The organism is Flagellimonas sp. 2504JD1-5, from assembly GCF_053618295.1.
This window is the reverse complement of sequence record NZ_JBSIOU010000002.1, coordinates 1,196,684-1,221,356: the sequence shown is the minus strand read 5'-3', so window position 1 is coordinate 1,221,356 and position 24,673 is coordinate 1,196,684. Positions and strand designations below refer to the sequence as shown.

23 protein-coding genes are annotated in these 24,673 nt (G+C 39.7%); 8 read left to right on the top strand and 15 right to left on the bottom strand.

Annotation, left to right across the window (positions count from 1 at the left end; genetic code table 11):
* The first annotated feature begins 80 nt into the window (after nt 1-80).
* Nucleotides 81-506: an Hsp20/alpha crystallin family protein gene (locus ACULLG_RS14980; protein ID WP_452127610.1), complete on the top strand. Its 426-nt coding sequence runs from the start codon at nt 81-83 to the stop codon at nt 504-506.
* Between the two features lie 95 nt (nt 507-601).
* Here ACULLG_RS14980 and uvrB read toward each other — a convergent pair whose 3' ends face one another.
* From uvrB to ACULLG_RS14955, 5 genes are read right to left on the bottom strand one after another with little or no spacing between them, the layout of a single operon-like run.
* Nucleotides 602-2,590, bottom strand: a complete 1,989-nt coding sequence (uvrB, locus tag ACULLG_RS14975) for an excinuclease ABC subunit UvrB (protein ID WP_452127609.1) — start codon at nt 2,588-2,590, stop codon at nt 602-604.
* A gap of 48 nt (nt 2,591-2,638) precedes the next feature.
* A complete protein-coding gene (locus ACULLG_RS14970; protein ID WP_452127608.1) occupies nt 2,639-4,375 on the bottom strand; it encodes a T9SS type B sorting domain-containing protein in 1,737 nt (578 codons plus the stop codon).
* A 46-nt stretch (nt 4,376-4,421) separates the two neighbouring features.
* Complete coding sequence (locus ACULLG_RS14965) at nt 4,422-7,139, bottom strand: T9SS type B sorting domain-containing protein (RefSeq protein ID WP_452127607.1); 2,718 nt, start codon at nt 7,137-7,139, stop codon at nt 4,422-4,424.
* A 28-nt stretch (nt 7,140-7,167) separates the two neighbouring features.
* The gene (locus tag ACULLG_RS14960; RefSeq protein WP_452127606.1) at nt 7,168-8,001 is read right to left on the bottom strand and encodes an ABC transporter permease; all 834 of its coding nucleotides are present in this window, start codon (nt 7,999-8,001) and stop codon (nt 7,168-7,170) included.
* 1 nt (nt 8,002) lies between these two features.
* Entirely contained in the window at nt 8,003-8,899 is an 897-nt protein-coding gene (locus ACULLG_RS14955; RefSeq protein ID WP_452127605.1) for an ABC transporter ATP-binding protein, read from the bottom strand.
* 74 nt (nt 8,900-8,973) lie between these two features.
* On the opposite strand from ACULLG_RS14955, the gene ACULLG_RS14950 reads away from it, so the two are divergent.
* Entirely contained in the window at nt 8,974-10,050 is a 1,077-nt protein-coding gene (locus ACULLG_RS14950) for a hypothetical protein (protein ID WP_452127604.1), read from the top strand.
* A 72-nt stretch (nt 10,051-10,122) separates the two neighbouring features.
* Here ACULLG_RS14950 and ACULLG_RS14945 read toward each other — a convergent pair whose 3' ends face one another.
* The 6 genes from ACULLG_RS14945 to ACULLG_RS14920 form a co-directional block, all read right to left on the bottom strand.
* The gene (locus ACULLG_RS14945; protein ID WP_452127603.1) at nt 10,123-11,181 is read right to left on the bottom strand and encodes a nucleoid-associated protein; all 1,059 of its coding nucleotides are present in this window, start codon (nt 11,179-11,181) and stop codon (nt 10,123-10,125) included.
* Nucleotides 11,182-11,266: 85 nt separating this feature from the next.
* A complete protein-coding gene (locus tag ACULLG_RS14940; protein WP_452127602.1) occupies nt 11,267-11,761 on the bottom strand; it encodes an IS1096 element passenger TnpR family protein in 495 nt (164 codons plus the stop codon).
* 44 nt (nt 11,762-11,805) lie between these two features.
* Nucleotides 11,806-12,819 (bottom strand): COX15/CtaA family protein, encoded by a 1,014-nt coding sequence (locus tag ACULLG_RS14935; protein ID WP_452127601.1) that lies wholly within the window; start codon nt 12,817-12,819, stop codon nt 11,806-11,808.
* Nucleotides 12,809-14,245, bottom strand: a complete 1,437-nt coding sequence (locus ACULLG_RS14930) for a CCA tRNA nucleotidyltransferase (RefSeq protein WP_452127600.1) — start codon at nt 14,243-14,245, stop codon at nt 12,809-12,811. Before ACULLG_RS14930 ends, ACULLG_RS14935 begins: the two co-directional genes overlap by 11 nt.
* 97 nt (nt 14,246-14,342) lie before the next feature.
* Complete coding sequence (locus tag ACULLG_RS14925) at nt 14,343-14,903, bottom strand: L-threonylcarbamoyladenylate synthase (protein ID WP_452127599.1); 561 nt, start codon at nt 14,901-14,903, stop codon at nt 14,343-14,345.
* Nucleotides 14,904-14,907: 4 nt separating this feature from the next.
* A complete protein-coding gene (locus tag ACULLG_RS14920) occupies nt 14,908-15,723 on the bottom strand; it encodes a zinc-binding alcohol dehydrogenase (protein ID WP_452127598.1) in 816 nt (271 codons plus the stop codon).
* Nucleotides 15,724-15,789: 66 nt separating this feature from the next.
* Between ACULLG_RS14920 and ACULLG_RS14915 the strand changes: the two genes are divergently transcribed.
* Complete coding sequence (locus ACULLG_RS14915) at nt 15,790-16,623, top strand: glycosyltransferase family 2 protein (protein WP_452127596.1); 834 nt, start codon at nt 15,790-15,792, stop codon at nt 16,621-16,623.
* Here the strand turns inward: ACULLG_RS14915 and ACULLG_RS14910 are convergent.
* Together ACULLG_RS14910 and ACULLG_RS14905 are read right to left on the bottom strand one after the other, a co-directional pair.
* Entirely contained in the window at nt 16,605-17,408 is an 804-nt protein-coding gene (locus tag ACULLG_RS14910; RefSeq protein ID WP_452127595.1) for a glycosyltransferase family 2 protein, read from the bottom strand. The two genes, ACULLG_RS14915 and ACULLG_RS14910, sit on opposite strands and share 19 nt — an antisense overlap.
* Before the next feature lie 251 nt (nt 17,409-17,659).
* Nucleotides 17,660-18,475 (bottom strand): 2,3,4,5-tetrahydropyridine-2,6-dicarboxylate N-succinyltransferase, encoded by an 816-nt coding sequence (locus tag ACULLG_RS14905; protein WP_452127594.1) that lies wholly within the window; start codon nt 18,473-18,475, stop codon nt 17,660-17,662.
* A 100-nt stretch (nt 18,476-18,575) separates the two neighbouring features.
* Here ACULLG_RS14905 and ruvX point away from each other — a divergent pair, with 100 nt between their 5' ends.
* Genes ruvX through ACULLG_RS14890 form a run of 3 tightly spaced genes read left to right on the top strand, consistent with a single transcriptional unit; the run spans nt 18,576 to nt 20,070 of the window.
* Nucleotides 18,576-18,986: a Holliday junction resolvase RuvX gene (gene ruvX, locus ACULLG_RS14900; protein WP_452127593.1), complete on the top strand. Its 411-nt coding sequence runs from the start codon at nt 18,576-18,578 to the stop codon at nt 18,984-18,986.
* Between the two features lie 3 nt (nt 18,987-18,989).
* Nucleotides 18,990-19,580, top strand: coding sequence for a peptide deformylase (def, locus tag ACULLG_RS14895; RefSeq protein ID WP_452127592.1), 591 nt, complete (start codon nt 18,990-18,992; stop codon nt 19,578-19,580).
* 52 nt (nt 19,581-19,632) lie between these two features.
* On the top strand, nt 19,633-20,070 hold the full coding sequence (locus ACULLG_RS14890; RefSeq protein WP_452127591.1) for a DUF5606 family protein: 438 nt from the start codon (nt 19,633-19,635) through the stop codon (nt 20,068-20,070).
* Nucleotides 20,071-20,073: 3 nt separating this feature from the next.
* On the opposite strand, the gene ACULLG_RS14885 is transcribed toward ACULLG_RS14890, so the two are convergent.
* Entirely contained in the window at nt 20,074-21,654 is a 1,581-nt protein-coding gene (locus tag ACULLG_RS14885; protein WP_452127590.1) for a beta-N-acetylhexosaminidase, read from the bottom strand.
* Nucleotides 21,655-21,666: 12 nt separating this feature from the next.
* A complete protein-coding gene (locus tag ACULLG_RS14880) occupies nt 21,667-22,308 on the bottom strand; it encodes a GDSL-type esterase/lipase family protein (RefSeq protein WP_452127589.1) in 642 nt (213 codons plus the stop codon).
* Between the two features lie 97 nt (nt 22,309-22,405).
* Here ACULLG_RS14880 and mazG point away from each other — a divergent pair, with 97 nt between their 5' ends.
* Nucleotides 22,406-23,179 (top strand): nucleoside triphosphate pyrophosphohydrolase, encoded by a 774-nt coding sequence (gene mazG, locus ACULLG_RS14875; RefSeq protein ID WP_452127588.1) that lies wholly within the window; start codon nt 22,406-22,408, stop codon nt 23,177-23,179.
* A gap of 95 nt (nt 23,180-23,274) precedes the next feature.
* Nucleotides 23,275-24,666: an MATE family efflux transporter gene (locus tag ACULLG_RS14870; RefSeq protein WP_452127587.1), complete on the top strand. Its 1,392-nt coding sequence runs from the start codon at nt 23,275-23,277 to the stop codon at nt 24,664-24,666.
* Nucleotides 24,667-24,673 lie beyond the last annotated feature (7 nt).

Below are 24,673 nucleotides of genomic sequence, written 5' to 3'. Positions count from 1 at the left end.
AAAATGGCATTAAATTCTTATTGGTATAGCGTTTGACTATATCAGGGTGATTTACATGTTTAATATAAAATTTGATCACCATGAGTTTAGTCAAAAGAAATAATTTGTTTTTCCCTTCATTAATGAACGATGTTCTAAACCCCGATTGGTTTGGAGGCGTTGATAATTGGAACAATTCGGTTCCCGCTGTAAATATAAAAGACAATGTCGATGGTTTTGAGCTGGAATTGGCGGTTCCGGGAGGAAAAAAAGAAGATTTCAAAGTTGAAGTTGACAAGGATGTGCTTACAATTTCAAGCGAAGTGAAATCTGAGAATAAGGAAAGTAAGGAAAACTACACACGAAAAGAATTTACTTATGCATCTTTCAAAAGAGCATTTACCCTGCCCGAAACCGTTGATGGTTCTAAAATCGATGCAAAATATGAAGATGGGATTTTAAAAGTGGCACTTCCCAAAAAAGAAGAAGCCTTACCTGCTCCCAAAAGATTGATTAAGATAGGATAGTTTAACTTTTATGAAGAACACCTTCCCAGGTGTTTCATGATGGTTGGTTTAGTTGGTTAGTTGAGGAAAGCCCTGCCACTCGGTGGGGCTTTCTTTTATTCTTGTTCTTGCAACATTTTTATTTCGTCCCGAAGTTTGGCGGCCTCCATAAAATTCAGCTCTTTCGCTGCTTTTTCCATTGCTTTTCGCTTTTCACGAATAAGTTTTTCCTTTTGCCCCGAGGTTAGATATTCTAAATCAGGCTCTGCCGCTCTTAGTTCTTCCTTTTGAAAATGATAGGTAGAAACTGAATTTCTTGCCAGGGCACTGTCCAGGTTTTTGTTCAATGCCTTTGGAACAATGTTGTTTTCCTTGTTGTAGTTCAACTGTTTTTCCCTTCGGTAATTGGTCTCATCTATGGTTTTTTGCATACTTTCCGTAATAGTGTCGGCATACATGATTGCTTTTCCATTCAAATTACGGGCGGCCCTACCTACCGTTTGGGTCAAGGAACGATTACTTCGTAAAAAACCTTCTTTGTCGGCATCTAAAATGGCTACAAGCGAAACTTCGGGAAGGTCTAGGCCCTCTCGAAGTAGATTGACCCCAATAAGAACATCAAATATACCCTTTCTTAAATCTTGCATTATTTCAACCCGTTCCAAGGTGTCAACATCGCTATGGATATACCTGCAACGTACATCAATTCTAGAGAGATATTTTGTCAACTCCTCTGCCATGCGTTTGGTCAAGGTGGTTACCAAGGTGCGTTCATCCAATTCGACCCTTTGTTGAATTTCCTCAACCAAATCATCAATCTGATTTTGGCTAGGTCGTACTTCTATTATCGGGTCCAACAATCCTGTGGGTCTAATTACCTGCTCCACATAAACCCCTTGACTCAATTGCAATTCGTAATCTGCCGGAGTGGCACTTACATAAATCACTTGGTTTTGAAGTGCTTCAAATTCTTCAAACTTTAAAGGCCGGTTGTCCATCGCGGCAGGCAGTCGGAATCCGTAATCCACCAGATTTTCCTTTCTGGAGCGATCACCTCCATACATGGCATGTACCTGCGGAATGGTAACATGGCTTTCGTCGATAATCATTAAATAATCATCAGGAAAATAATCCAACAGGCAGAAAGGGCGTGTGCCTGGTTCCCTGCCATCCAAATAGCGTGAGTAATTTTCAATTCCGGAGCAATACCCAAGTTCACGAATCATTTCCAAGTCAAAATTTGTACGCTCTTCCAATCTTTTGGCCTCCAAAGGCCTGCCAATTTCCTTGAAATAATCTATTTGCTTGACCAAGTCATCCTGAATTAGGTGAATTGCATTTTGAAGAATATCGGGTGAGGTGACAAACATATTGGCTGGATAGATATTTAATGAATCGTATACCTCGATTACCTTGTTATTGAATGGGTCCAATGCCTCAATTTCCTCAATCTCATCTCCAAAAAAATGAATCCTGAACGCATGATCGGCGTACCCTGGAAATACATCGACCACATCACCCTTGACTCTGAAATTCCCATTTCTGAAATCAGCAGTTGTTCTGGAATATAGGCTTTGCACCAGTTGTTTCAAGAATTTTGTTCTTGAGATTACCTGATCTCTTTTGATGGAAATGACATTTTTCTGAAATTCAATGGGATTTCCAATACCGTACAAACACGAAACAGAAGCAACAACTATAACATCCCTACGACCGGAGAGAAGGGAAGAGGTCGCACTTAATCTTAGCTTTTCAATATCCTCATTTATAGAGAGGTCCTTTTCAATGTACAGCCCGCTTGTTGGAATATAGGCTTCCGGTTGGTAATAATCATAATAGGATACGAAGTATTCCACCGCATTATTGGGAAAAAACTGCTTGAATTCAGAATAAAGTTGAGCAGCTAAGGTCTTGTTATGGGCCAAAACCAAAGTTGGGCGTTGCACTCTTTCCACTACATTGGCAACTGTAAATGTTTTCCCTGACCCAGTTACCCCCAGCAGCGTTTGATGCGGTTCATTTTCATTGATTCCATTGACCAATTCTGTAATGGCTTGGGGCTGGTCACCGGTGGGGCTAAAATCTGAAACGACTTGAAATTTCATCCCATAAAAATACTAAAGGGAGATTCCAAAACGAAGTAAAAAAAGGTATTATCTTTTAAGGGCGAAAAACCCTTTTATTTCGCGATTGGAAACATCTACTGCCTTGAACCAATAATTCCCAGAGGGCAGGGGCCGACCACTAAAATTACCATCCCACCCCCTTGAATTTTGGGAGATTTCTTTTAATAACATCCCATAACGGTTAAAAATCCGAATGGATTGAAATACAACAACTTCTGAATTTCGAGGCTGAATAAACTGCCAAAAGTCGTTCACACTGTCCCCGTTTGGAGTGAAAAATTTTGGAAATCCCTCAACGGTCAGGTCTTGGGAAAAAGTTTTTTCCGCAATACCGCATCCATTTTTGTCGCGCGCATAAAAAGTATGTGTCCCAGGTTCTATATTGTTGAACACATTGTTATTTTGGTAAGGTCCGTTGATATTGTCCACTGCATATTCATAATCTCCTGCTCCTGAAGCGTCAACGGTCACTTGCAAATTCAATCCCGAATCTTGAACATTTAGGTTGTTGATTGTTGCTATTTCTGATGAAACCACCTCAAATTCCTTGGTGGACGAACATTCGATAAGCTGTCCCGTTTGGGTAATATTGGTATAAATTTCATAGCGATAGGTGCCATTTTCGCTCAACTCAACATCTGCAGTTTCCGAAATAAGACTTTCGTTTCCAAATGGGTCAATTTTATACCATCGATAGCCATCTGCCGTATCGGTGGCAGAAACCGTATAGGGCAATTCATTTGAACATAGCGATAAGGTATCGGGGAAGGTAATTTCTGGATTCAAAGAAACAAATTCCCCCGTAGTGGTATCCAGATAAGGGCCGCAACCCAAGAGTGTCGAAAAAGTTTCTTGTCCACAGCCAATAGCATCTCCGGCGGAATTAAAGGGAACAATGGTGATGAAAAATGTCCGATTCGGCTCAAATTCCAACACAAAAGTAGAATTCGATGGGAATGCAGTATTGTCTAAAATGTCCGCCGAATCAGGTGTTGTGCCAATAGTGATGCGGTAACCACTTGCACCCGATACGGGCACCCACTCCAACAATGGGGTGAGCGGTACGTTTGTCTCCCCGTTTAATGGATTGATAAGACTGGTACATCCAGGTATACTTGCAACAGCGCCTGTTGTGAAACTAGTTCCCGTGCATCCGGTGGCTGAGCCATTTTCATTTCTTGGAACTATGGTAACATAAATAACGGTATTGGAAGGAAGTTGACTTGGCGGGCTAAATGACAATCTGTTTCCGGTTAAAGTAGGAGGTAAAATTTCGCTTCCTCCAGGCGAGGTTCCCAGGCTAATGGAATAATCGGTAGCTGTGGGAGCATAATTCCATACGATATTTGAAAATACGCTTACATTGATCGCGCCATCAACAGGGTTTCTTATAGTTGTACAGCCCGGAGGGGTAGTGACATCTTCTGTTCTGAAAGATTGACCTGAACAAACAATATCTTCGCCTCCACTGAATAGAAAATCCAAAATAATCGTTACATGGATTTGGGTATTCTCCGGTAACCCCAAAGGTGGGGTATATGAGGTAGAGGTTCCCACAGAGCGTTCTAGAATTTCGGAGCCGCCAGGGGTTAGCCCCAGTCGGATACGATACCCTGGAACTCCATCGATCGACTCCCAAGAAATCGTGGTGTCAACAGGGGCATTGGTCGCACCATCCAAAGGACTTAACAAGTTTGGACATTCCTGTGCTGACCCAATTTCAGCAACACAGAGGAAGAGAATAAGGAGCAATTTTTTTAACATTTGACCAGAATCAAACATTTTAAGTTAGTCAAATTTCTTCAATACATCATCGTTTCAAGGCAAAATGACCTTTGAAAATACGGCCGTCTTCCAGCGCGACTTTAAACCAATAATCAGCTGCAGGAAGGATACTATTGTTAAATGTGCCATTCCAGCCACCTGTTTTAGGACTTATTTGTGCCATAAGTCTACCAAACCTATTGTAGATTGAAATAATACTTTCGGATTGAAATTGCTCATCGATACCTATGATCTGCCATGTATCGTTTATGTTGTCTCCATTTGGTGTGAAAAATTTGGGATAACCAATCACAGAGACCAATTCTGAGGATACACCACATCCGTTTTTATCACGCACAAAAACCGTAATAAATCCTGGAGGTACATTTTCAAAAGTTGGAGAGTCTTGATAATTGGTCTCATCAATGATGGCGTATTCGTAATTGCCATCTCCGGAAACCAATATTTCTATTTTGTTGTTATCGGAAATATCCTCGACCCCAACATTTTCAACAATTGCCCGATTTGATGGATTTACAACAAAACCTACTTCATTCATACAATCAAAAGTGCCTTCGCTAGTAACATACCTATAACCTGCTTCTAACACATAACTTCCAACCGCAGCTATCTCAGCCACTTGTTGAGAGCTGATTTCTTGTCTAGTACCACCTTCATTTGTATACCAGCGGTAAAGGTCGAAACCTACAGGGGCTTCCAACAAAATTGGTGGTCCATCGGTACACCAAAGTACCTCCCCATCGAATGTGAACAAAGGGGTTGGGTTCACAATAAGATTGATAACATCAACATCCTCGCATACGTTCGAATTTTCTATTCTGGCATAAATGGTAGTGGACTCTGTTCTATAGTTTCCACTGATAGGTTGCTGCTCCAAAGACGCATCATCCAATGAAGTATAAAGCGCAACATTGTCATTTGGATAATCTTGATTCAATAGGGTATCTAGGTCAAAAGTTCCATCCAAGACCAAGTCATCAGGGTTATCGTCACACACATAATAATTTTTCTCGTCGTTGGGGCTAAAAACCACTGATCTCACTTGTAAATCGAGTGTGGACAAATCTTCGCAGCCTTGATCATCTACAATTTTATAATAAATGGTTTGGTCAAAGGGGTTTGTATTGGTAAAACCAATTGGATTGATGATAGGATTATCGGCATTTAAATCTGCCAATGATTCATAAAAGAAATAAGTATAATCCTGCGAGGTTATTGCTTCTTCCAAATTGAATGGAGCTATCCCATCGGTTGAATTGGCTGTGGAAGCGTCACATTGTATCAAAACAAGAGGTTCCGCCTGAGGTAACGGACTTACCGAAATAAAGGCTTCGCCAATTATTGGGCATTCTCCCGGATCTGCCAAGATAATCTCCAGACTATATCTTCCAGAATCGGAGACATTCGCAGGATCTATAGTAAGGGTATTGGTCGCTATTGCCATCGGATTTCCATCCTTTTCCCAATTGTAAATTGCATTTGGAATATTTTCAGCTTCCAAGGTGAATTGTTCTCCTTCGCATAAAGCAAGCGATGAACCGGTGGACCCATCTGCATTTTTTATGATATCGATACGGTCAAAAAATGATTGGATAAAAGGAGGGAGTCCTTGTGTCGCATTTCTTCCATTCAGAAAAACGGCGTTGTGTACATAGTTAGCCGCATTGCCAAGTTCATTAGGATTCTCAATAACGCCTAAATATGGCGTTCCTCTCAAGTAGTTTTCAGCTATGGTCCTATATATTTTACCGTTTTGGCCTAGTTGAAGTGCACCTCTGTAGATTGCCCTTCGGTCAATTTCAATCTCTGAGGCTGCAATGTTGGGAGCGGTCAAGTCATATTGCAAAAGCGATGATGAATGGACTCCTACTTCACCCGCAGGCGCATTATTGGTGGCATGGGCGTATAGGAAGCGCTGATTGGGTGAAAACTCAATCCCATATGGGAATTTATTCGGCGCGGAAACCAAAAGTCGTTCTTGGTTGGACAAAACTCCAGTGTTAACATCAAAATCATATAAATATAGACCCGCTGAAGAATTGGCGCTGGCCAAAATGCTTCCATCAGCCGAAAATTTAAGATAGCCCCGTGGATCTACAACCCTTAAATTGTTAAAGGTGCTGGCAACGGGAGTTGTATTTACCCCTGTTGTGGTAATTTCAAAAGCGTAATAGGTGTCAAAAGGGTCATCTCCATTGTTTTCCCTTCCTAAGGTTACCACCCAAATTGACTTGTCAAAACAGTTTTTGACCACGGCAGAGACTTTTTCGGAGCAGTCCCTTAAAAGATTGACGTTTTTTTCAATAACTGCCCCATTTCCATTGTTCAGAGTAAGGTCCACGGTGGAATAGTTGAGGCCGTAATCAGGATCTTCCTCAAACGTTTTGGTATCCACGGTAAAAATATAAAGGATGTTGGGGTCGTTCGGCTTTTGCACAATAATGGCCGATTGCGTGCTGGAAGGGTCGCCGAATAGCCCACTGCCATTTTGCATTATGTTGTGATTTCGGTCAAAAACCCGAATGCCATCTGTATACAATATGAGATTACCTGCGGCGTCTGAAATGGAAGCGCAACCTTCAAAAGTACTAATACGACCATTGTTCAAAGGTGTAACAGTACCATCGTTATTAAAACTGACTCCAGCTCCATTTCCAAAATACCAGTTTGCCGTCTCTCCTTGTCCCAATAGGGCATGGGAAGACAGGCAAAGAATTAATATGAGACAATTTCTATATAGCATTCTGTGAGATACAGCACCTCACAAGATACTACAAATCGCGCTTTTTCAATAATACGTGGGATAAATAGATGAAAAGGGCCGTCCAGAAGATGACAATTATAAATTCATACCAATAAACTTGATAATCAAATTTCATGTTTTCTCCAATCTGCTGACCTATATTTTGTACGGCAGAAAGTCGGGTAAAGGGTTCTTTGATTAAGTTGGTCATTGACTCAAGAGGGAAAAAATCTTTAATTATTTTGGCGTTGTCCCAACTCATTACTTTCCAACCCAACAAACCGAAAATAACTTGTTCCAGAACTGCCCACAGAATCAGAAACCCTAAGGCAAATGCGGACCGTTTCACAAAAATGCCTAGAAAGAGGCAAAACGAGAAGAACCCCACCAATTTTATAAAAAATGCCAACAAAAACTCCATGTCAGAAAAAATAATCGACATTTCGTTGTAATCGGAATAAACCAGTCCCAAGATCATGGACACCACAAAGACAAAGACCGTGGAAACCAGTGAGAAGGAGATCACCGTTAAAAACTTCGATAGGATAAATTCCTTTTTGGAAAGCCCATCTATTAAATTCTGTTTAATGGTTTTGTTGCTATATTCATTGGCCATCATAGAAACGATGACTATGGCCAAGAAAAGTTTAAAAATTGCGGTTACAAAGGTGTTGAAATGCCAGATGTAAGGAAAATTAAAAATCCCTTGGTCCGCTAGGTGGAATTGAACAGGGCCTATATCAAACTTAATCGCAGCGATCAATGCAATTGATGTTAATAAAATAAAATAAGAGGTGATGAGTATTTTACTGGCTCTGTTATTCCAAAGCTTTATAAATTCTATTTGTAGTAAGCGTACCATGTTAGTTGTTCTTGGTCAAGGTTAAAAATTGTTCTTCAAGGCTTTCTTTTCGCTTCACAAGATGCGATAGAACCATTCCGTTGTCAAATAGCATTTTGTTTAGTTCTTCCGCATTCATTTCCTCCTTTAAAAAAGCAGTCAAGGTGCCGTTCTCTTTGGTAATTTTTCCGAAACTGGCATTTTTCTCTAAGAGTTTTTCCAACTTATCCATATCGGAAGTTTTTAGTTCAAAGAAACCATGACTCGATAACATTTCGTCCACAGGACCTGAATACAACTTCTCACCTTTTCTTAAAATGACAACATGCGAACAGACTTTTTCAACCTCATCCAATAAATGGGAGGCCAACAAGATGGTGGTGCCTTGACCGGCGATTTTTTTGATGATTTGCCTAATTTGATGGATACCCTGGGGATCCAATCCGTTGGTAGGTTCATCCAAAATGAGTATTTCGGGATCGTTGAGTAGGGCAGAAGCTATTGCCAATCGTTGCTTCATCCCTAGCGAATAGGTTTTGAATTTACTATTTCGACGGTCCCATAAGCCTACAAGTTCCAATTTCTCCTCAATTTTGGTTTCTGGAACTTCCTTGATCTTGCAAACCAGTTTCAAATTTTGAATAGCGGTCATGTAAGGATAGAAATTAGGGCGCTCAATTATGGCCCCTACCTTTTTTAAAGCATCGTGGGTAGTTGTGTTACCATCGAACCAGCTAAAATCGCCAGAAGTGCGATTGACAACATTTAAAATAATGCCCAAAGTGGTCGATTTACCACTTCCGTTAGGCCCTAAAATGCCATAGACATTACCTTTTTCAATAGTAAAGGATAAATCCTTCACTGCTGTTAGATAGCCAAATTTTTTTGTTAAACTTTTTACGGTCAGTATAGTTTCCAAGATGGAATCGTTTTTTGATTTGTTTATAGTAACTTGACGAGGTATTGTAGAATTTGTTACAAAATAGGGAAAGAATGTCCGATGAAAAGTTGATGTCAAAGAAAAAACCGGCATATCCTGTCAATAAAAAGCTGGATGCATACCTTGATCGTTACAACCGAAAGATTGAGATTCCTATTTTTTATGATGATTTACTTCGCTTTGCTGGCTCCGTCGTGGTTTACGATGCTGAAGGTCATGATACGCTTTGGGTTCGGGTTTATTATTCCGATTTTGATCGCGAAGAAATAGACTTAAGCCTAAAAAAGGTGTATTCCATTTTGCATTCTGATGGTAGTAACCGCATTTTGGAATACCTTAATGTGGATGCCGTGGATTATTGCACCTTTGGAAACTCCAAACCTTTCCGAATCAAGGTTAGAAACATCCTCAACGATAATTACACTTATTTCTATGTGAAAAAGGCCGATGCTTCTAGGGTTTATGGCCTTGAACTGGAGCATATGCTGTCTCCATACAATCTTAATTTTTTGGTTTATGGGGATACATTGATTGAGGAACATATTGCTGGAATCCCCGGTGATGTTTTTATCGATGATATGCTTCCCAAGTGTACCGAACCTGAAAAAGCACAATTGGCCAAAGAATTTGTGAAATTCAATGAACGTTGTATGATTCGGTTGCTAGGCGATATGCGCTCTTACAATTATGTGATTGTGCCCACCCATGATTTTGACCATGTGGTGTACAAGATTAGGGCCATAGATTTTGACCAACAATGTTTTGAGGGAAGGCTTAAAGTCTATCGGCCTCAGTTTTTTAAAGAGAATTATAGAATGGTGGAATTGGTGCGCGAAAAACTGCAAAAACATTCCGTAGATCAATATAAAATTGAAGAACGCTCGATTGTGGCCAAACGGATAATGAGTTCTGGCGACCGAATAAAACGCCTTTTGGATGCTTGTTTGGAAGACGAAATTTCATTGGACGAAAATATTACCAAACTCAAACTTGAAATATACGACCTGGCAAAGGATGTCAATTTTAAAAAGTGCACTACTATGGGAGAAGTACTTTCCTTAGCTCTTGATTTTGTAAAGCGCAACTATCAGGATGTGAGTATGAGGGAGATTATTGATAAAAAATTCTAGGAGTCAATGTTCAATTTCCAATTAGCAATTGACAATTGACAATTGTACACTGTTAATTGATAATTGTTCCAACTAACTTTTCTGCTCTTTATTAAAATAAACCAGGTAATAGTACATCTGTCGTTCCTCGTCCCAACCTTTTTCCACAAATTTTTGTGCTGATTCTGGATTAATGAAGTCCATTTTTATCTGGATGTTGGTATCTAAATTGATGACATTCTTTATTTTTTTTCGAGCATCTGACACGGCCTTATTGGCAATATCGAAGTTGGAAACATCTTCGATGCTGTACTTTGGACCCTTTTCTACTTTGTAGTGCTTAAACTCAGGGATTAGTTCAGGATTTTCCATGACCTCATTTAAAAATGAAGTTTCCTCAAAGGCGTCATTCTTGGCGAAGTGATTTACAGCTCGGTTCATAAATAGAACCTCTTGTTGCTTGTCCTCTGCCGGTAAAACCACATCCTTGGCAAAATTCTGACAAAACTTTAAATAGTTTTTGGTGTAAAAATTCTCATCGGTCAATGGTGCTATTCCCAAAAAGTTTTCCAACCAATATTTGGCATCGTAACGATTGCTATCCACAGAAAGTACTTTATAACCTTCTTCTTTTTCAATGTTGAATATTATGCAACCCTTATCTAATTTGTTGATGTTGATACCTTGTTGAATCAGAATTTCCAAGTTTTGTCCTTGTTCTTCAAACTGCAGGAAATCATGCTTCAATTCACTTTTGAAGATTCCAATAGCATCTGTCTTTTGATTATCGACAACCATATCTGAGAAATGAACCACATACACCTCCCCACTTTTTATATGTGGATGGTTGGATTGTTCAAAAAGATGGGTCGTAATTTGTTTGGAAACCTGATATGCCGAAGAACTATCTTCAAAAAGTGTAGAAACCGATTTGTAAACTTCGTTAAACTCCAAATCCACTTCATGGGCAAACTTGAAATAGTTTTCTTCTTTCTCACGAAAAGGTTTAAAAAAATATTCTTTCAGCAAGCCGGCCATTTCATCGTTTAGTGAAAAAGGTTCAGATGATAGAAAAATGGGCTCGTTCTTACTTTTGTTTCCTACGCGATGGAGGCACACACTTTCGATTTGGGCAGGGTATAGGTTTAGCATTTTGTTTGTCAGTTATCAATTAGCAATAAACAATAATCAATTTTTTAATTGTTCATTGGTGATTGGCAATTGTTTATTGTATTTGTTAGTTCCAATTTTCGTCAAAATCCAGGTCATCATAGCTGTCCAGCGGATCGCCAAACTCTATTTCTGATTGGGATTCGAATTTTTTCTCTGGTGGGGAATCGGGAAGTTCGCCAAAACTAAAGAGGACGTTGGGGTAAGACCTACCATTTTCTTTTTCTACAATATCGGCCAATTCTACAAAAAAGGTCCACATGCTCAGAAAATCGTATACATAGATTAGTTTTGGGTTTTGTTCGGAAAGCACATCGTCCAAAGAGGTTTCGTTCATCAATCTAACATTTGAGCCGGTTTCACTCATGTCAAACAGCGCAATTTCCTCATCCTGCTTCCATTCTTCGTCACAAGTGTAAAAGGAGGCCATTTCGCTTCCGCCGAACCCAAAAGCTTGGGTGATCGCATCATGGAACTCTTCCAAGGTGTTGGAAGCTTCAATTTCGATATCTCTAAAGATATCTTCCTCAGCATCCAGAATTATCCTGATTTTATAAATCATTCAACAAAAATTAAATAGGGAACAAAGTTAAGACAAATAGTGTTTCATTTGGTGAATCTGTGCAAGGTAAAGGTCATGGATGCCAATAAAAAAAATGCACAAACCTGGTGAGCCACCCCAAGCCAAAGTGGAACGGCATAAATCAAAGTGAACACACCCAATAAAAATTGAAGCAACACAAGGATAAGCAATGATTTTATCCCCTTGCTCTGCAATATGGTCAGGTTCATGTTTTTGGTGCGGTACCATATCCATATTATAAGCGCAACAACAATATATGCCATATATCGGTGTACAAATTGAACCCCACTTTTACCTTCGATAAAGTTTTTTAGGAAAGGTTGCTGTTCAATGTATACGGTTGCATGCATTAATTTGCCTTCACTCATCATGGGCCAGTGATTGTGAATAAACCCTGCATCCAATCCTGCGACAAAAGCACCCCAAATAATTTGAAGTACCAAAACCACAAAAGCGAGACGTATCAAATTTCGGATGCCAATATTGATTTCTTTTTTCTCCGGATACTTTAGATCAAGAGCAACCCAAAGGCTATAGGCAAAGGTCAGGAAAGCTGTGGTTAAATGTGCTGCAAGTCTATAATGTGAAACATCGGGACGGTCCACGAGGCCACTTTTTACCATATACCAACCCAAAAAACCCTGAAATGCACCCAAAAAGAGTAAGACCAGACATTTTTTAATGGTTGGTTTGTCCAATTTTTTACGAACCAAAAAGAATAAAAAAGGAATGATAAAAACAACACCTATTAGTCTGCCAATTACCCGATGCAACCATTCCCAAAAATAGATGCTTTTAAAATCTTCTAGGCTAAAATGGTAATTCAGTTTTTGGTACTCGGGGTATTGTTTGTAAAGTTCAAAGGCATCTTCCCACTCCTGTTGGTTCATGGGGGGAATAGTACCGGTAATGAGTTTGTAATCTGAGATGGAAAGCCCTGAGTGGGTCAATCTGGTAATACCACCAACCACAACCATAATGAAAATAAGAACACAGCCTGTCAGCAACCAATAGATAACATACTTGTTATTTTTCATTCGATTTTTGATTTAGGTTCATTTCTTTCCCTTTTTGAAGCATAAAATCATAGGCTGCTTGGTATTCGTTTGGGATTTCACCTTCCAAAATGGCCTCCTTTATGGCGTCTTTGATGATTCCAATTTCTTTGGATGGTTTCAAATTGAACGTTTTCATGATTTCTTCGCCAGAAACTGGAGGTTGAAAATTGCGTACCTGATCCTTTTCCTCTACCTCAACTATTTTTTGGCGTACAATCTTAAAGTTGTTCTTATACTTTCTTTGCTTTTTTGGATTTTTAGTGGTGATGTCCGCCTCGCATAATGTCATAAGGTCATCGATATAATCTCCCGCATCAAATACCAACCGCCGTACCGCTGAATCGGTAACAAAGTCTTCGGACAATATTATGGGTCTTGAGCTCATTAACACCATTTTTTGTACGAATTTCATTTTGTCGTTTAACGGCATGCGTAGTCTTTTGAAAAGTTTGTACACCATTTTTGAACCTACAAACTCATGCGCATGAAACGTCCATCCAATTTTTTTGTGGAAACGTTTGGTGGGTGCTTTGCCAATGTCGTGTAACAGCGCTGCCCATCGTAACCAAAGGTTATCCGTGTTTTCAGAAATATTGTCAACCACTTCCAAAGTGTGCCAAAAGTTGTCCTTGTGCCGCTGCCCTTCAATTTCCTCAATCCCTTGGAGTGCTGTGAGCTCTGGAAGAATAATAGACAAAAGTCCAGTTTGATGCATCAATTGGAAGCCCATGGAAGGCTTTTTGCTCAATAAGATTTTATGTAGCTCATCAACTATTCTTTCCTCCGAAACAATTTTGATACGATCTTTGTTTTCTAAAATGGCTTGGAGTGACCGAACCTCAATTTCAAAATTCAATTGGGAAGCGAACCGAATCGCCCTCATCATTCGTAAAGGATCATCGGAATAGGTGATTTTGGGATCCAACGGAGTTCGAATAATCTTTCGACCTAGATCTTTTCGACCATCAAATGGGTCTAAAAGTTGCCCAAAATTAGCTGGATTAAGGGCCAAAGCCATGGCATTGATGGTAAAATCGCGACGGTTTTGATCGTCTTGTAGAGTTCCGTCCTCGACTATGGGTTTTCTACTATTGCGCTGATAACTTTCTTTCCGGGCGCCTACAAATTCCAGTTCAAGGTCTTTATGTTTGATCATGGCGGTGCCGAAATTTTTAAATACGGATACTTGTGGGTTTCCCTTGAGCTTTGAGGCTACTTTTTGGGCCAGTTGTATTCCACTTCCAATGGCTACAATATCAATATCCTTTGGAGTGCCTCGGTCTAAAAAATAATCCCGCACAAACCCGCCGATGACATAGGAATCCATGCCCAATTCGTCTGAAGTTTCTCCAATAAGCTTAAAAATAGGGTGCTGTATGGGTTTTTTATGGAATTCCTGCGTCATTTTACTCGATAATCGAGAGTTATTTTAGTACGAAGCTTGCTTCTAAACTTTAATGTTTCTCTCTTCACCAACACCTTTTGGATGATTTAGAAGCGCTTTATTCGCGAATTACCTTCACTTGGCCATCATTGCCCAATTTTATGATAGATGATGGGGAAGGATTTTTGTTCTCGTCGGGCAAATTTACCACATAGTCCACTCCTTTTAAAATTTCTTGACCTATCTCTTTGAATTGTTTTGGTGTGGGCATGCCAGAAATGTTGGCCGAAGTGGAAACAACAGGTTTACCAAACTTGTTGATGAGGTATTGGCAAAATTTATCCGAGGCCACTCGAATGGCCAGTGTGTTATCTTCTGCAATCAGATTTTTAGCCACTCCCTTAGGTTGGTCAAATATTATTGTAATTGGTTTTTCAGCTAGGTCTATAAGGTCATATGCGACTTCAGGAACCTCGTTTATATATCTTTCCAACATGGCTTGGTTGCCAACCAAACAAATTAGAGCTTTGCTATCTTCTCTATTTTTTAAAGTGTATACCTTTTTAACTGCATCGGGATTGGTGGCATCACAGCCTATTCCCCAGACAGTATCGGTAGGGTAGAGGATTAAATTACCCTGTTGCAGTTCTTTTATGCACTTATTGATTTCTTCAATCAACTTTTTATACTTTGAGATTAAAATAATCAGCCAAAGCTAACCATTGCGTCCGATTTTTATCTTCTGAAATGTTTGTCTTTTTTAAAGAGACTTTTTGTGAACCCCAAATAGGGGTGGGTTCCTTACCACTATTGGGTGCCTGTATGGATTGGGTTGCTTTTAAAAGCCCCATGGCCTTAAACCAAAGATCATCTGCTTTTGGGGCCAGTTGCATATATAACTTTTCATCGAAAACCTGATTATCCAACGAATTTGGAGGATACAAGGTTCCACCAGCTCCAATTGGTAGGACAGTATCCGGGGTAGCGCAAGGCGATTTTCCAGAGCTCCACTGTTTGTAGGATAATAAATCCCCGGATTCGTTTCGTGTGATACATCGAGTTTGGTTCGCAACAATTTTTTCGAGATTTTCCTTATGAATATGATAAAGATTGGATAACCAATTTTTTCGGTACATCATATCATCGTCGAAGGTCACGATGGTATCGTTTGGATAAATTTTTAGGGTTTCAACTAGTTTACGATGTGAACTCTTAGATTCAGAAAATTTGATACCGAAAATATCACCTTCCAAATAGGACAGCTTCCTTGGAATTTTGTTTTTCAAATCTTTATGCAACCAAAGGATGATTTTTTTAGGTAGTATGCTTTGATTTAGGATGCTTCTAATCGTAAGGTGAACTATACCAAGTCTTGAAGGGATTGAAGCAACTGAAGCTACAACGGGTATTTGTTCTTTTTTATCAATTAACTTTTCCTTGGATAGAGACGAAAGCTTAATTTGGGAATAGAGCGAGATGGGTATTTCTTTTACTTTCATCTGGAACTTTTAAGAAGTCAAAATTAAGCATATGCGATAATATTTTATATTTCTATTTTTGCCGGGATGAAATCAGTGGAAAAGGATACACCTAAAATATCGATTATTGTAAGTACTTATAATTCTGAGGAATGGTTGAAGAAGGTGCTTTGGGGCTTTAATTGCCAGATTTTCAGGGATTTTGAAGTGGTTGTTGCAGATGATGGGTCAGGGCCAAAAACCAAGGAACTGTTAGAGACGATGTCCAAAGAGGTCTTTTATAATATTGTTCATGTGTGGCAAGAGGACGAAGGTTTCCAGAAATCGAGAATCCTAAATAAAGCGGTGGTGGCCTGTAATGCCGATTATATTATTATGACCGATGGAGATTGTATTCCCCGTGAAGATTTTGTTGAGGTGCACTATATAAATAAAGAAGAAGGCTATTTTATTTCCGGTGGATACTATATGCTCCCCATGAATATCTCAAACTTGATAACCCTGAAGGATATTGAGCGGCAAAACTGTTTTAATATCCACTGGTTGAAGGAGCAGGGAGTGCCAAAGACATTCAAAAACAATAAATTGACCGCAAGCGGGTTTATCTCCAAGTTGTTGAACACTTTTACCCCAACAAACGCAAGTTGGAATGGACACAATTCTTCAGGATGGAAAAAAGATATTGTAAACGTGAACGGTTTTGACGAACGCATGCAATATGGAGGACAAGATCGGGAATTGGGTGAACGTTTGTTCAATTTTGGCATTAAATCCAAACAACTACGCTATAGTGCTGTTTGTGTGCACTTAGATCATAAAAGAGGGTATAAAACGCCAGAATCCATTGCCAAAAATCAGGCAATTCGCAGGGAAACAAGAAATCAGAAATTAGTTTGGAGCCATTATGGCATTACCAAATAATAGGTAAGTTCATTTTTCTTTTCCAACCGTTTCAATTCACGATATCTTTCCAATACGCTCAAGGCATTGAGATAGGAAATAATGATACCCTTTTTACCATCTAAAAATCCTAATCGGATGATGTAATGGTTGAAGAATTTCCAAAAAGGCTTAATGATCATCAAGGCGTAATTGAACTGCTTTTCCTTATAAAAGGACTCTTTGGCCTTTAACTGTCCATAGCGGAGCATTTTGCCTTTGTAATCCTCATAATTTTTATAACAGTAGTGGGTGAGTCTTTCCTTTAGGATGCAAGATTTTCCATCTACCTCCAGGGTTTCATGTACCAATTTCTTGTCGGTAAATTTCACCTTACTTTTTCTAAAAAGACGATGATTTTTGTCCGTTTGCCATCCACTAAAATGCAAGCGCTGGTTTTGGAACATGAAATTGCGGTAAAACCAATAAGCCTCGCATGCATTGGGATTATTGATTGTCGCCAAGATTTCACCTTGAAGCTTTTCACCAACTACTTCATCGGCATCAACAAAAAGAATCCAATCATTGGATGCTTGCCTTAAGGCAAAATTCTTTTGCGCTGTAAAATTTTCAAAAGGATTTTGAATAACCCTAACCTTCGGATGATTCTGTAAATATTCATGGGTGCCATCGGTGCTGTACGAATCAACAACAAGAATTTCATCTGCAAATGAGATAGAATCGATGCATCTTTCAATGTAACCTATCTCATTGTAGGTTATGATCAATGCTGATATTTTTTGCTTTGGGGTGCTCAAAACAGCCATATTTATCGGTACGAGGTTTGGTGACTACAAAACTATAACAAAAAAATGGGGTAAAAATTGTTTGCGGGGTTATTTTCCTACAAAACAACCAAGCATTCAGAAACCCTACTTTTCATTAAAATTTTAACAGTTTAAATCAATATTTTATAGATATAGGAAGTATAAGAAGGTTGCTTGAAGTGTCAAAAAAAAACTACAAATTGCATAAAAAATATAGGTGGATTAGATAGGAATGAGGATTTGCACAAAGGTTAAACGGCAACATCATGTTCTCTAAGTGCATTGTTGAGCGATGTCTTTTTATCCGTACTTTCTTTTCTTTTTCCAATGATCAAGGCGCAGGGCACCTGATACTCGCCAGCTGCAAATTGTTTGGTATAACTTCCTGGGATTACAACAGATCTTGCCGGAACTCTACCCTTCAACTCTATGGGTTCATCACCAGTGACATCAATTATTTTGGTTGAAGCAGTAAGCACCACATTTGCACCCAAAACAGCCTCCTTTTCCACACGAACACCTTCCACAACAATGCAACGTGAACCAATAAAGGCATTGTCTTCGATAATAACTGGAGCTGCTTGCAAAGGCTCCAATACACCTCCAATACCAACGCCACCACTTAAATGCACATTTTTGCCTATCTGGGCGCAACTACCTACGGTAGCCCAGGTATCGACCATGGTGCCCTCATCCACATAAGCGCCAATATTTACATAGCTGGGCATTAATATGGTTCCGGGTGAGATATATGCACCATGTCTGGCAACAGCATGAGGTACTACCCGAACACCTTTCTCTTTATAACCTCTTTTTAAAGGAATCTTGTCATGATATTCAAAAATTCCAACTTCGAGCACTTCCATTTTTTGGATGGGAAAATAGAGCACTACGGCTTTTTTTACCCATTCGTTGATTTGCCATTCACCTTCTTTGGGTTCAGCACATCGCAATTCACCCAAATCTATTCGATTGATTACCTCCCGAATGGCATTTTGGGTTTCTTCTTCCTTCAACAAATCCCGGTTGTCCCAAGCTTTTTCTATAAGTGCTCTTAACGCTGTCATTTCAAATAAAGTTTTGGCAAAGATACTCGGCTCAATAGAATATTCCAGCTTATTTTAAGGGCATAACATTTTTAGGTTTATTTTTGCCAAAAATTTTGAATTGGCAAGAATTTTGGCGTTGGATTATGGAAAGGTTAGAACCGGGATTGCAGTGACCGATGAGCTGCAATTGATTGCTTCGGGACTTACCACTGTGGATACCAAGGAGTTGATTTCCTTTCTTGCTGATTATTTGGAAAAAGAGAAGGTGGAAAAGTTTGTGGTGGGACTTCCAAAACAAATGGACAATACGCCTTCTGAATCGGAAGCATTGATTCAACCTTTTTTAAAAAAGCTTTCCAATAAGTTTCCGTCAGTTCCAATAGAACGACAAGATGAACGCTTTACGTCCAAAATGGCATTTCAATCCATGTTGGACAGCGGAATGAAAAAGAAAAAGAGACAGAACAAAGCGTTGGTGGACGAAATCAGCGCCACAATTATTTTACAAGCATACCTTAACAGCATTTAACCTATGATCATACCTATAGTTGCCTATGGAGACCCCGTTTTGAGGAAAGTGGCAAAAGATATCGCTGCCGATTACCCTAAATTGGAAGAGCTGATTTCCAATATGTGGGATACCATGTACAATGCACATGGTGTTGGATTGGCTGCTCCTCAAATAGGACTGCCCATTCGCCTATTTTTGGTAGACACCTCTCCTTTTGCTGATGATGAGGAATTGACGGAGGAAGAACAAAAAGCACTGGAGGGTTTTAAAAAAGTGTTTATCAATGCTAAAATTGAAGAGGAAGCTGGCGATGCATGGGATTTTAATGAAGGGTGTTTGAGCATACCCGATATAAGGGAAGATGTAAAACGAAAGCCCGAAATCACTATAAGCTACCTTGATGAAAATTTTAAGGAGCATACCGAAACCTTCGATGGACTCTTGGCAAGAGTAATCCAACACGAATATGATCATATTGAGGGCGTTTTGTTCACGGATAAGCTTTCCTCCCTGAAAAAGAGGCTTTTAAAGAATAGATTGGACAAGATTTCCAAAGGGAAAATCAATGTGGATTATAAGATGCGATTTCCCAACATCAAAAAAGCACGTTAAAAAAAATTGAGTTTCAATTAAAAGCATAATTTTGCGCGCATAAATTGTAAAAATGGCATTAGACAAAATTTTATCCATAGGAGGAAAACCAGGACTTTATAAGTTGTTGACACAGACCAGAAGTGGTTTTGTAGGCGAATCTTTGCTAGATGGTAAAAGAGTTTCCGTCGGCCTTCGAAGCAATGTAAGCGTATTGTCGGAAATTGCAATTTATACATTGGAAGAAGAAGTTCCCTTAAGGGAAGTTTTTCAAAAGATCAAAGAGAAAGAAGGCGGCAAAAAGACTTCCGTTAGCCACAAAGCCGAAAAAATCCAGCTTGAAGAATATTTTTTCGAGGTTTTGCCCAATTATGACGAGGATAGGGTGTACGCCAGCGACATTAAGAAAATTGTGCAGTGGTACAACCTTTTGGTCGATAATAAAATAGATGATTTCTCTGCATCCGATTCGGAAGACGCACAGTCCTCCAAATCAGATGAAGAAGAATAACTTTTACTCAGACCAATCTATTAATTTGGAAGGATAATAATTCACTTCCATTCGATTCAGATAAGGAACCTGCTGGGCCAACCGTTTTCTATAATCTTCCCAATTTCTATGCTCTGGTTTGGACCAGCCCAATTCGCTGTAGCCAATGGCACGTGGAAAGGCCAAATACTCCAATTCAGCACTATTTGAAATGGTTTCAGACCAAAGTGGTGCCTCAATGCCCAAAATCTGCTCTTTGGGTAAGCCTTCCACATAGTTTTCGGGACTCCAATTGTAACCAACATCCACAGGAATCATTCCTGCCCAAGTAAGTCCAAATTTGGAAAGTGAATCGTATTTCATATCCAAATAAGTCTTTTTGGCCGGAGACATTATAATTTTTGAACCACCTTCAGCAGCTTTCATGGCACTATGAGGTTCATTCCATAGCTGTGCAATACTGCTGGGGTCAAGCTTGGCTTGGGCAATCTCGTTCCACCCAATAGCTTTTTTACCATGTTTCAATACGATTTTCTCAACTTTCTCCACAAAGTGGAGGTAATCTTTTTTCTTGGTGACATGGCTCTCATCTCCACCAATATGAATGTATGGACCTGGGGTTATTGCAGCAATTTCACCGATAACGTCATCCAAAAATGCATATACGGTATCTTTTCGTGCATGAAACGAGCTATATCCTACTTTCATATCGGTTCTAACACGAGGTTTATCCGCTTTCCCTCCAGCATGTAAAAAAGGATAGCTTAATGATGCAGCGTTGGTGTGCCCTGGCATATCAACTTCGGGTATGATGATCATATGTCGGTCGGCGGCATACTGAACCAAGTCTTTATAGTCTTCCTGCGTGAAAAATCCACCTTCTCCACCACCAACTTCACTTTGGCCACCAATTTCAGTGAGTTTGGGCCATGATTTTATCTCCAATCGCCATCCCTGGTCATCTGTAAGATGTAGATGCAAGGCATTGTATTTGTAATAGGCGAGAAGGTCTATGAATTTCTTTACCTCATTCACAGTGAAAAAATGACGGGCAACATCCAACATGGCTCCGCGATACCCAAATTGGGGCTCATCGTATATTTTTCCGGTCGGAATCAACCAGAGTGGATGGTCCGTAAGCGTATCGTTGCTTTGCTCCGGAATCAATTGCCTTAGGGTTTGAACACCTCTAAATGCCCCTGCCGCCGTTTTGGCATTTAAATAGATGGAATCCTTTTTAATGTAAAGTTGATAGGATTCCGGGGTTTTTAGATCGACACTGTCCGACTGGTTGATATAAATCACGCGGTCAATTTCTTTTTCACTTGAAGTGTTGTTTACCGTCAGGTTGAAACCTAGTCTCGCATTGACTTTTTCGGCAAGAAAACGACCTGCTTTTTCAAACTTGGGGTCCGCCAGCGACGTAAATATCGCGGTATTTGAATCCAAACCAAAAGCACTGTTTGTGGGTGTCGTTTTTACAGGCTTGGGAATTAGTGCGACAGCAGATAAATCTGTTTTTGGGAAATTGATTTCCTTCTTTTGGGATTGACATGCGGCCAGTGAAATAATCACAGCAAAAATGAGGACAGCTCTTGATAACATTTTAAATGGTGTTTAATTTACATAATCTTTTAGCACATTATACCACAGTTCATATCCTTGTTGATTCATGTGCAGTCCATCCGAAATAAAAAGATGGGTTTTTAATTTTCTTTTATGGGTCATTACCGACCACACATCGGCAAAGCGTACGTTTTTTATTTCGGAAGCCAACTTATCGAGTTTCTTGTTCAGCCTTTTGTACCTTCTTTTTAAATGCCATCTGGAAATGCTTGGTTTTGCAGAAATCAGTACAATTTCCATTTGTGGCCTTTTTCGAAGTAATTCCTTAATAATATCATGAATGGTGCCTTGGATGGCCCGAGGTCTTTTTTTACTGCTGATATCATTATCACCTTCATAAATGAACACCTGTTTTGGATTATAGTCCAAAATCAATTCATTCAAATAATGCTCCAAATCCGATGATTGTGAGCCTCCGAAGCCGGTATTCAATATTTGTTTGTCGGGAAATCTATCTTGAAGGTCTTTCCATAAACGTACACTTGAACTTCCAGTGAAAACTACTGTTGGTTTGGTTGCATCCCATATGGAATTGGTATATTCTTGGATTTGTTTTACCTCATCTTTAAAAGGCAAATTATCCTGTGCGTGCAATGAAAGGGTAACAAAAAGTAAGAAAAAAATATGTCGCATCTAGCTGTTGAAAAATAGTTGATAGTGGCTCAAAATAACCCTAAAAACTATAATGCCCTAAATTAAGGTCTTTGTACTTTTAGATAAAATTTTTTAGATGAACGCAAGACCTGAGCAACTGAAGGCTTTTGATAGGCTGTTGAGCATCATGGATGAGCTACGGGCAAAATGTCCGTGGGATAAAAAACAGACCCTACAATCCCTTCGTCATTTGACCATTGAAGAAACCTATGAATTGGGTGATGCTATTTTGGACAATGACCTGGAAGAGGTAAAAAAAGAATTGGGCGATCTGTTGCTCCATATTGTGTTCTATGCCAAAATAGGTTCGGAGACCAACGATTTTGATATTGCTGACGTTGCCAATGATATTTGTGAGAAGTTGATCAACAGACATCCACACATTTATGGTGATGTAAAAGTGGATAACGAACAGCAAGTGCAGCAGAATTGGGAAAACATAAAACTGCGGGAAGGGAAGAAGAGTGTGCTTCAAGGAGTTCCGAATAGTTTGCCCGCCCTTGTCAAGGCAAATAGGATCCAAGAAAAAGTATCTGGTGTAGGATTTGATTGGGAACATCCAGAACAAGTTTTTGAAAAAGTAAAAGAAGAACTATCCGAACTGCAAACAGAAATCAGACAAGGAAACAAAGATCAATTGGAAGCTGAGTTTGGCGACGTTTTATTTTCTATGGTCAATTATGCCCGTTTTTTAGATGTAAATCCAGAGAACGCCTTGGAACGCACGAACAAAAAGTTCATCAAACGTTTTCAATACCTGGAAGGCAAGGCAAAGGAAATGGGAAAATCCCTAAAGGAAATGACGCTTGCTGAAATGGATGTTTTTTGGGAGGAGGCGAAAACGCAATAGGGATTTTTGTTGTTCATTCTTTTTTAAAAAGTAGCCCAAAAACAAGCTTTAATTCTATCCAATCCAGCTATCTTTACGCTTCCTAAATTTCAGCTTTGTTTCAACGGTATACCCAAGAATTTGCATACAATCTAAAACTGGCCTACCCTGTTATTTTGGGTATGTTGGGGCACACCTTTGTTGCTTTTGCGGACAACATTATGGTGGGGCAATTGGGTACGGCCGAACTTGCTGCGGTCTCTTTGGGCAACAGTTTTGTATTTATCGCCATGTCCTTGGGAATTGGTTTTTCCACTGCGATTACCCCTTTGGTTGCTGAAGCGGATGGAGCTGGCAACGTTGCCAATGGTAAAAGCGCCTTAAAACATGGCTTGGTGCTCTGTACACTTTTGGGAGTTTCCCTTTTTGGCATCATTTTACTTTGCAAACCGCTCATGTACCATATGAAGCAACCGCTCGAGGTGGTAGAATTGGCAATTCCGTATTTGGAATTAGTGGCATTTTCCTTGGTACCCTTAATCATATTTCAGGCATTCAAGCAATTTTCTGAAGGACTGTCCCAGACCAAATACCCAATGTATGCCACCGTGTTGGCCAATGTGTTGAATGTTGTCATCAACTATCTATTGATTTTTGGATCCTTCGGATTTCCAAAATTGGGTATCGTCGGGGCGGCTATTGGCACCCTGGTTTCCAGGTTTGTAATGGTGGGATATATCTGGCTTTTGTTAAAGCGAAAAGAAAAATTTCAACCCTATATCACCAAATTCAATTTTAGAATAATCGAGAAGAAGGTGATGCAAAAGATCATAAACTTGGGTTTTCCGTCGGCCCTTCAAATGTTTTTCGAGGTGGCCATATTTACAGCTGCGATTTGGTTGAGTGGTGTTTTGGGGAAAAATGCCCAAGCGGCAAATCAGATTGCATTGAATTTGAGTAGTATGACCTTTATGGTAGGAATGGGCTTGAGTGTGGCTGCCATGGTTAGGGTAGGAAATCAAAAAGGACTTCAAAACTTTAAAGAGCTTCGAAGAATAGCAGAGTCCATTTTTTTCCTGACATTGTTGTTGGAAGTTGTGTTTGCGGCCATTTTCCTATTGGGAAGGCATTGGTTACCCACCATTTACCTGGATGTGGACGATATTGTAAACCAAATGGACAATACCGAAGTGATCATTATTGCCGCCAAATTGTTGTTGGTGGCTGCCTTTTTCCAAATTTCCGATGGTATACAGGTTGTGGTTCTGGGAGCATTGAGGGGTCTGCAAGACGTAAAAATACCAACCTTCATCACCTTTATTGCGTATTGGCTCATTGGTTTTCCCATCAGTTATTATTTCGGATTGTTCACGGAATTTGGGAGCACCGGCATTTGGATGGGACTGTTGCTCGGGTTAACCGCATCGGCCGTAATGTTGTATATTCGATTTAACTATTTGACCAAAAAACTAATATCTAGCAAACAAGATTCCGAAGGAATCGAATAAATTACAA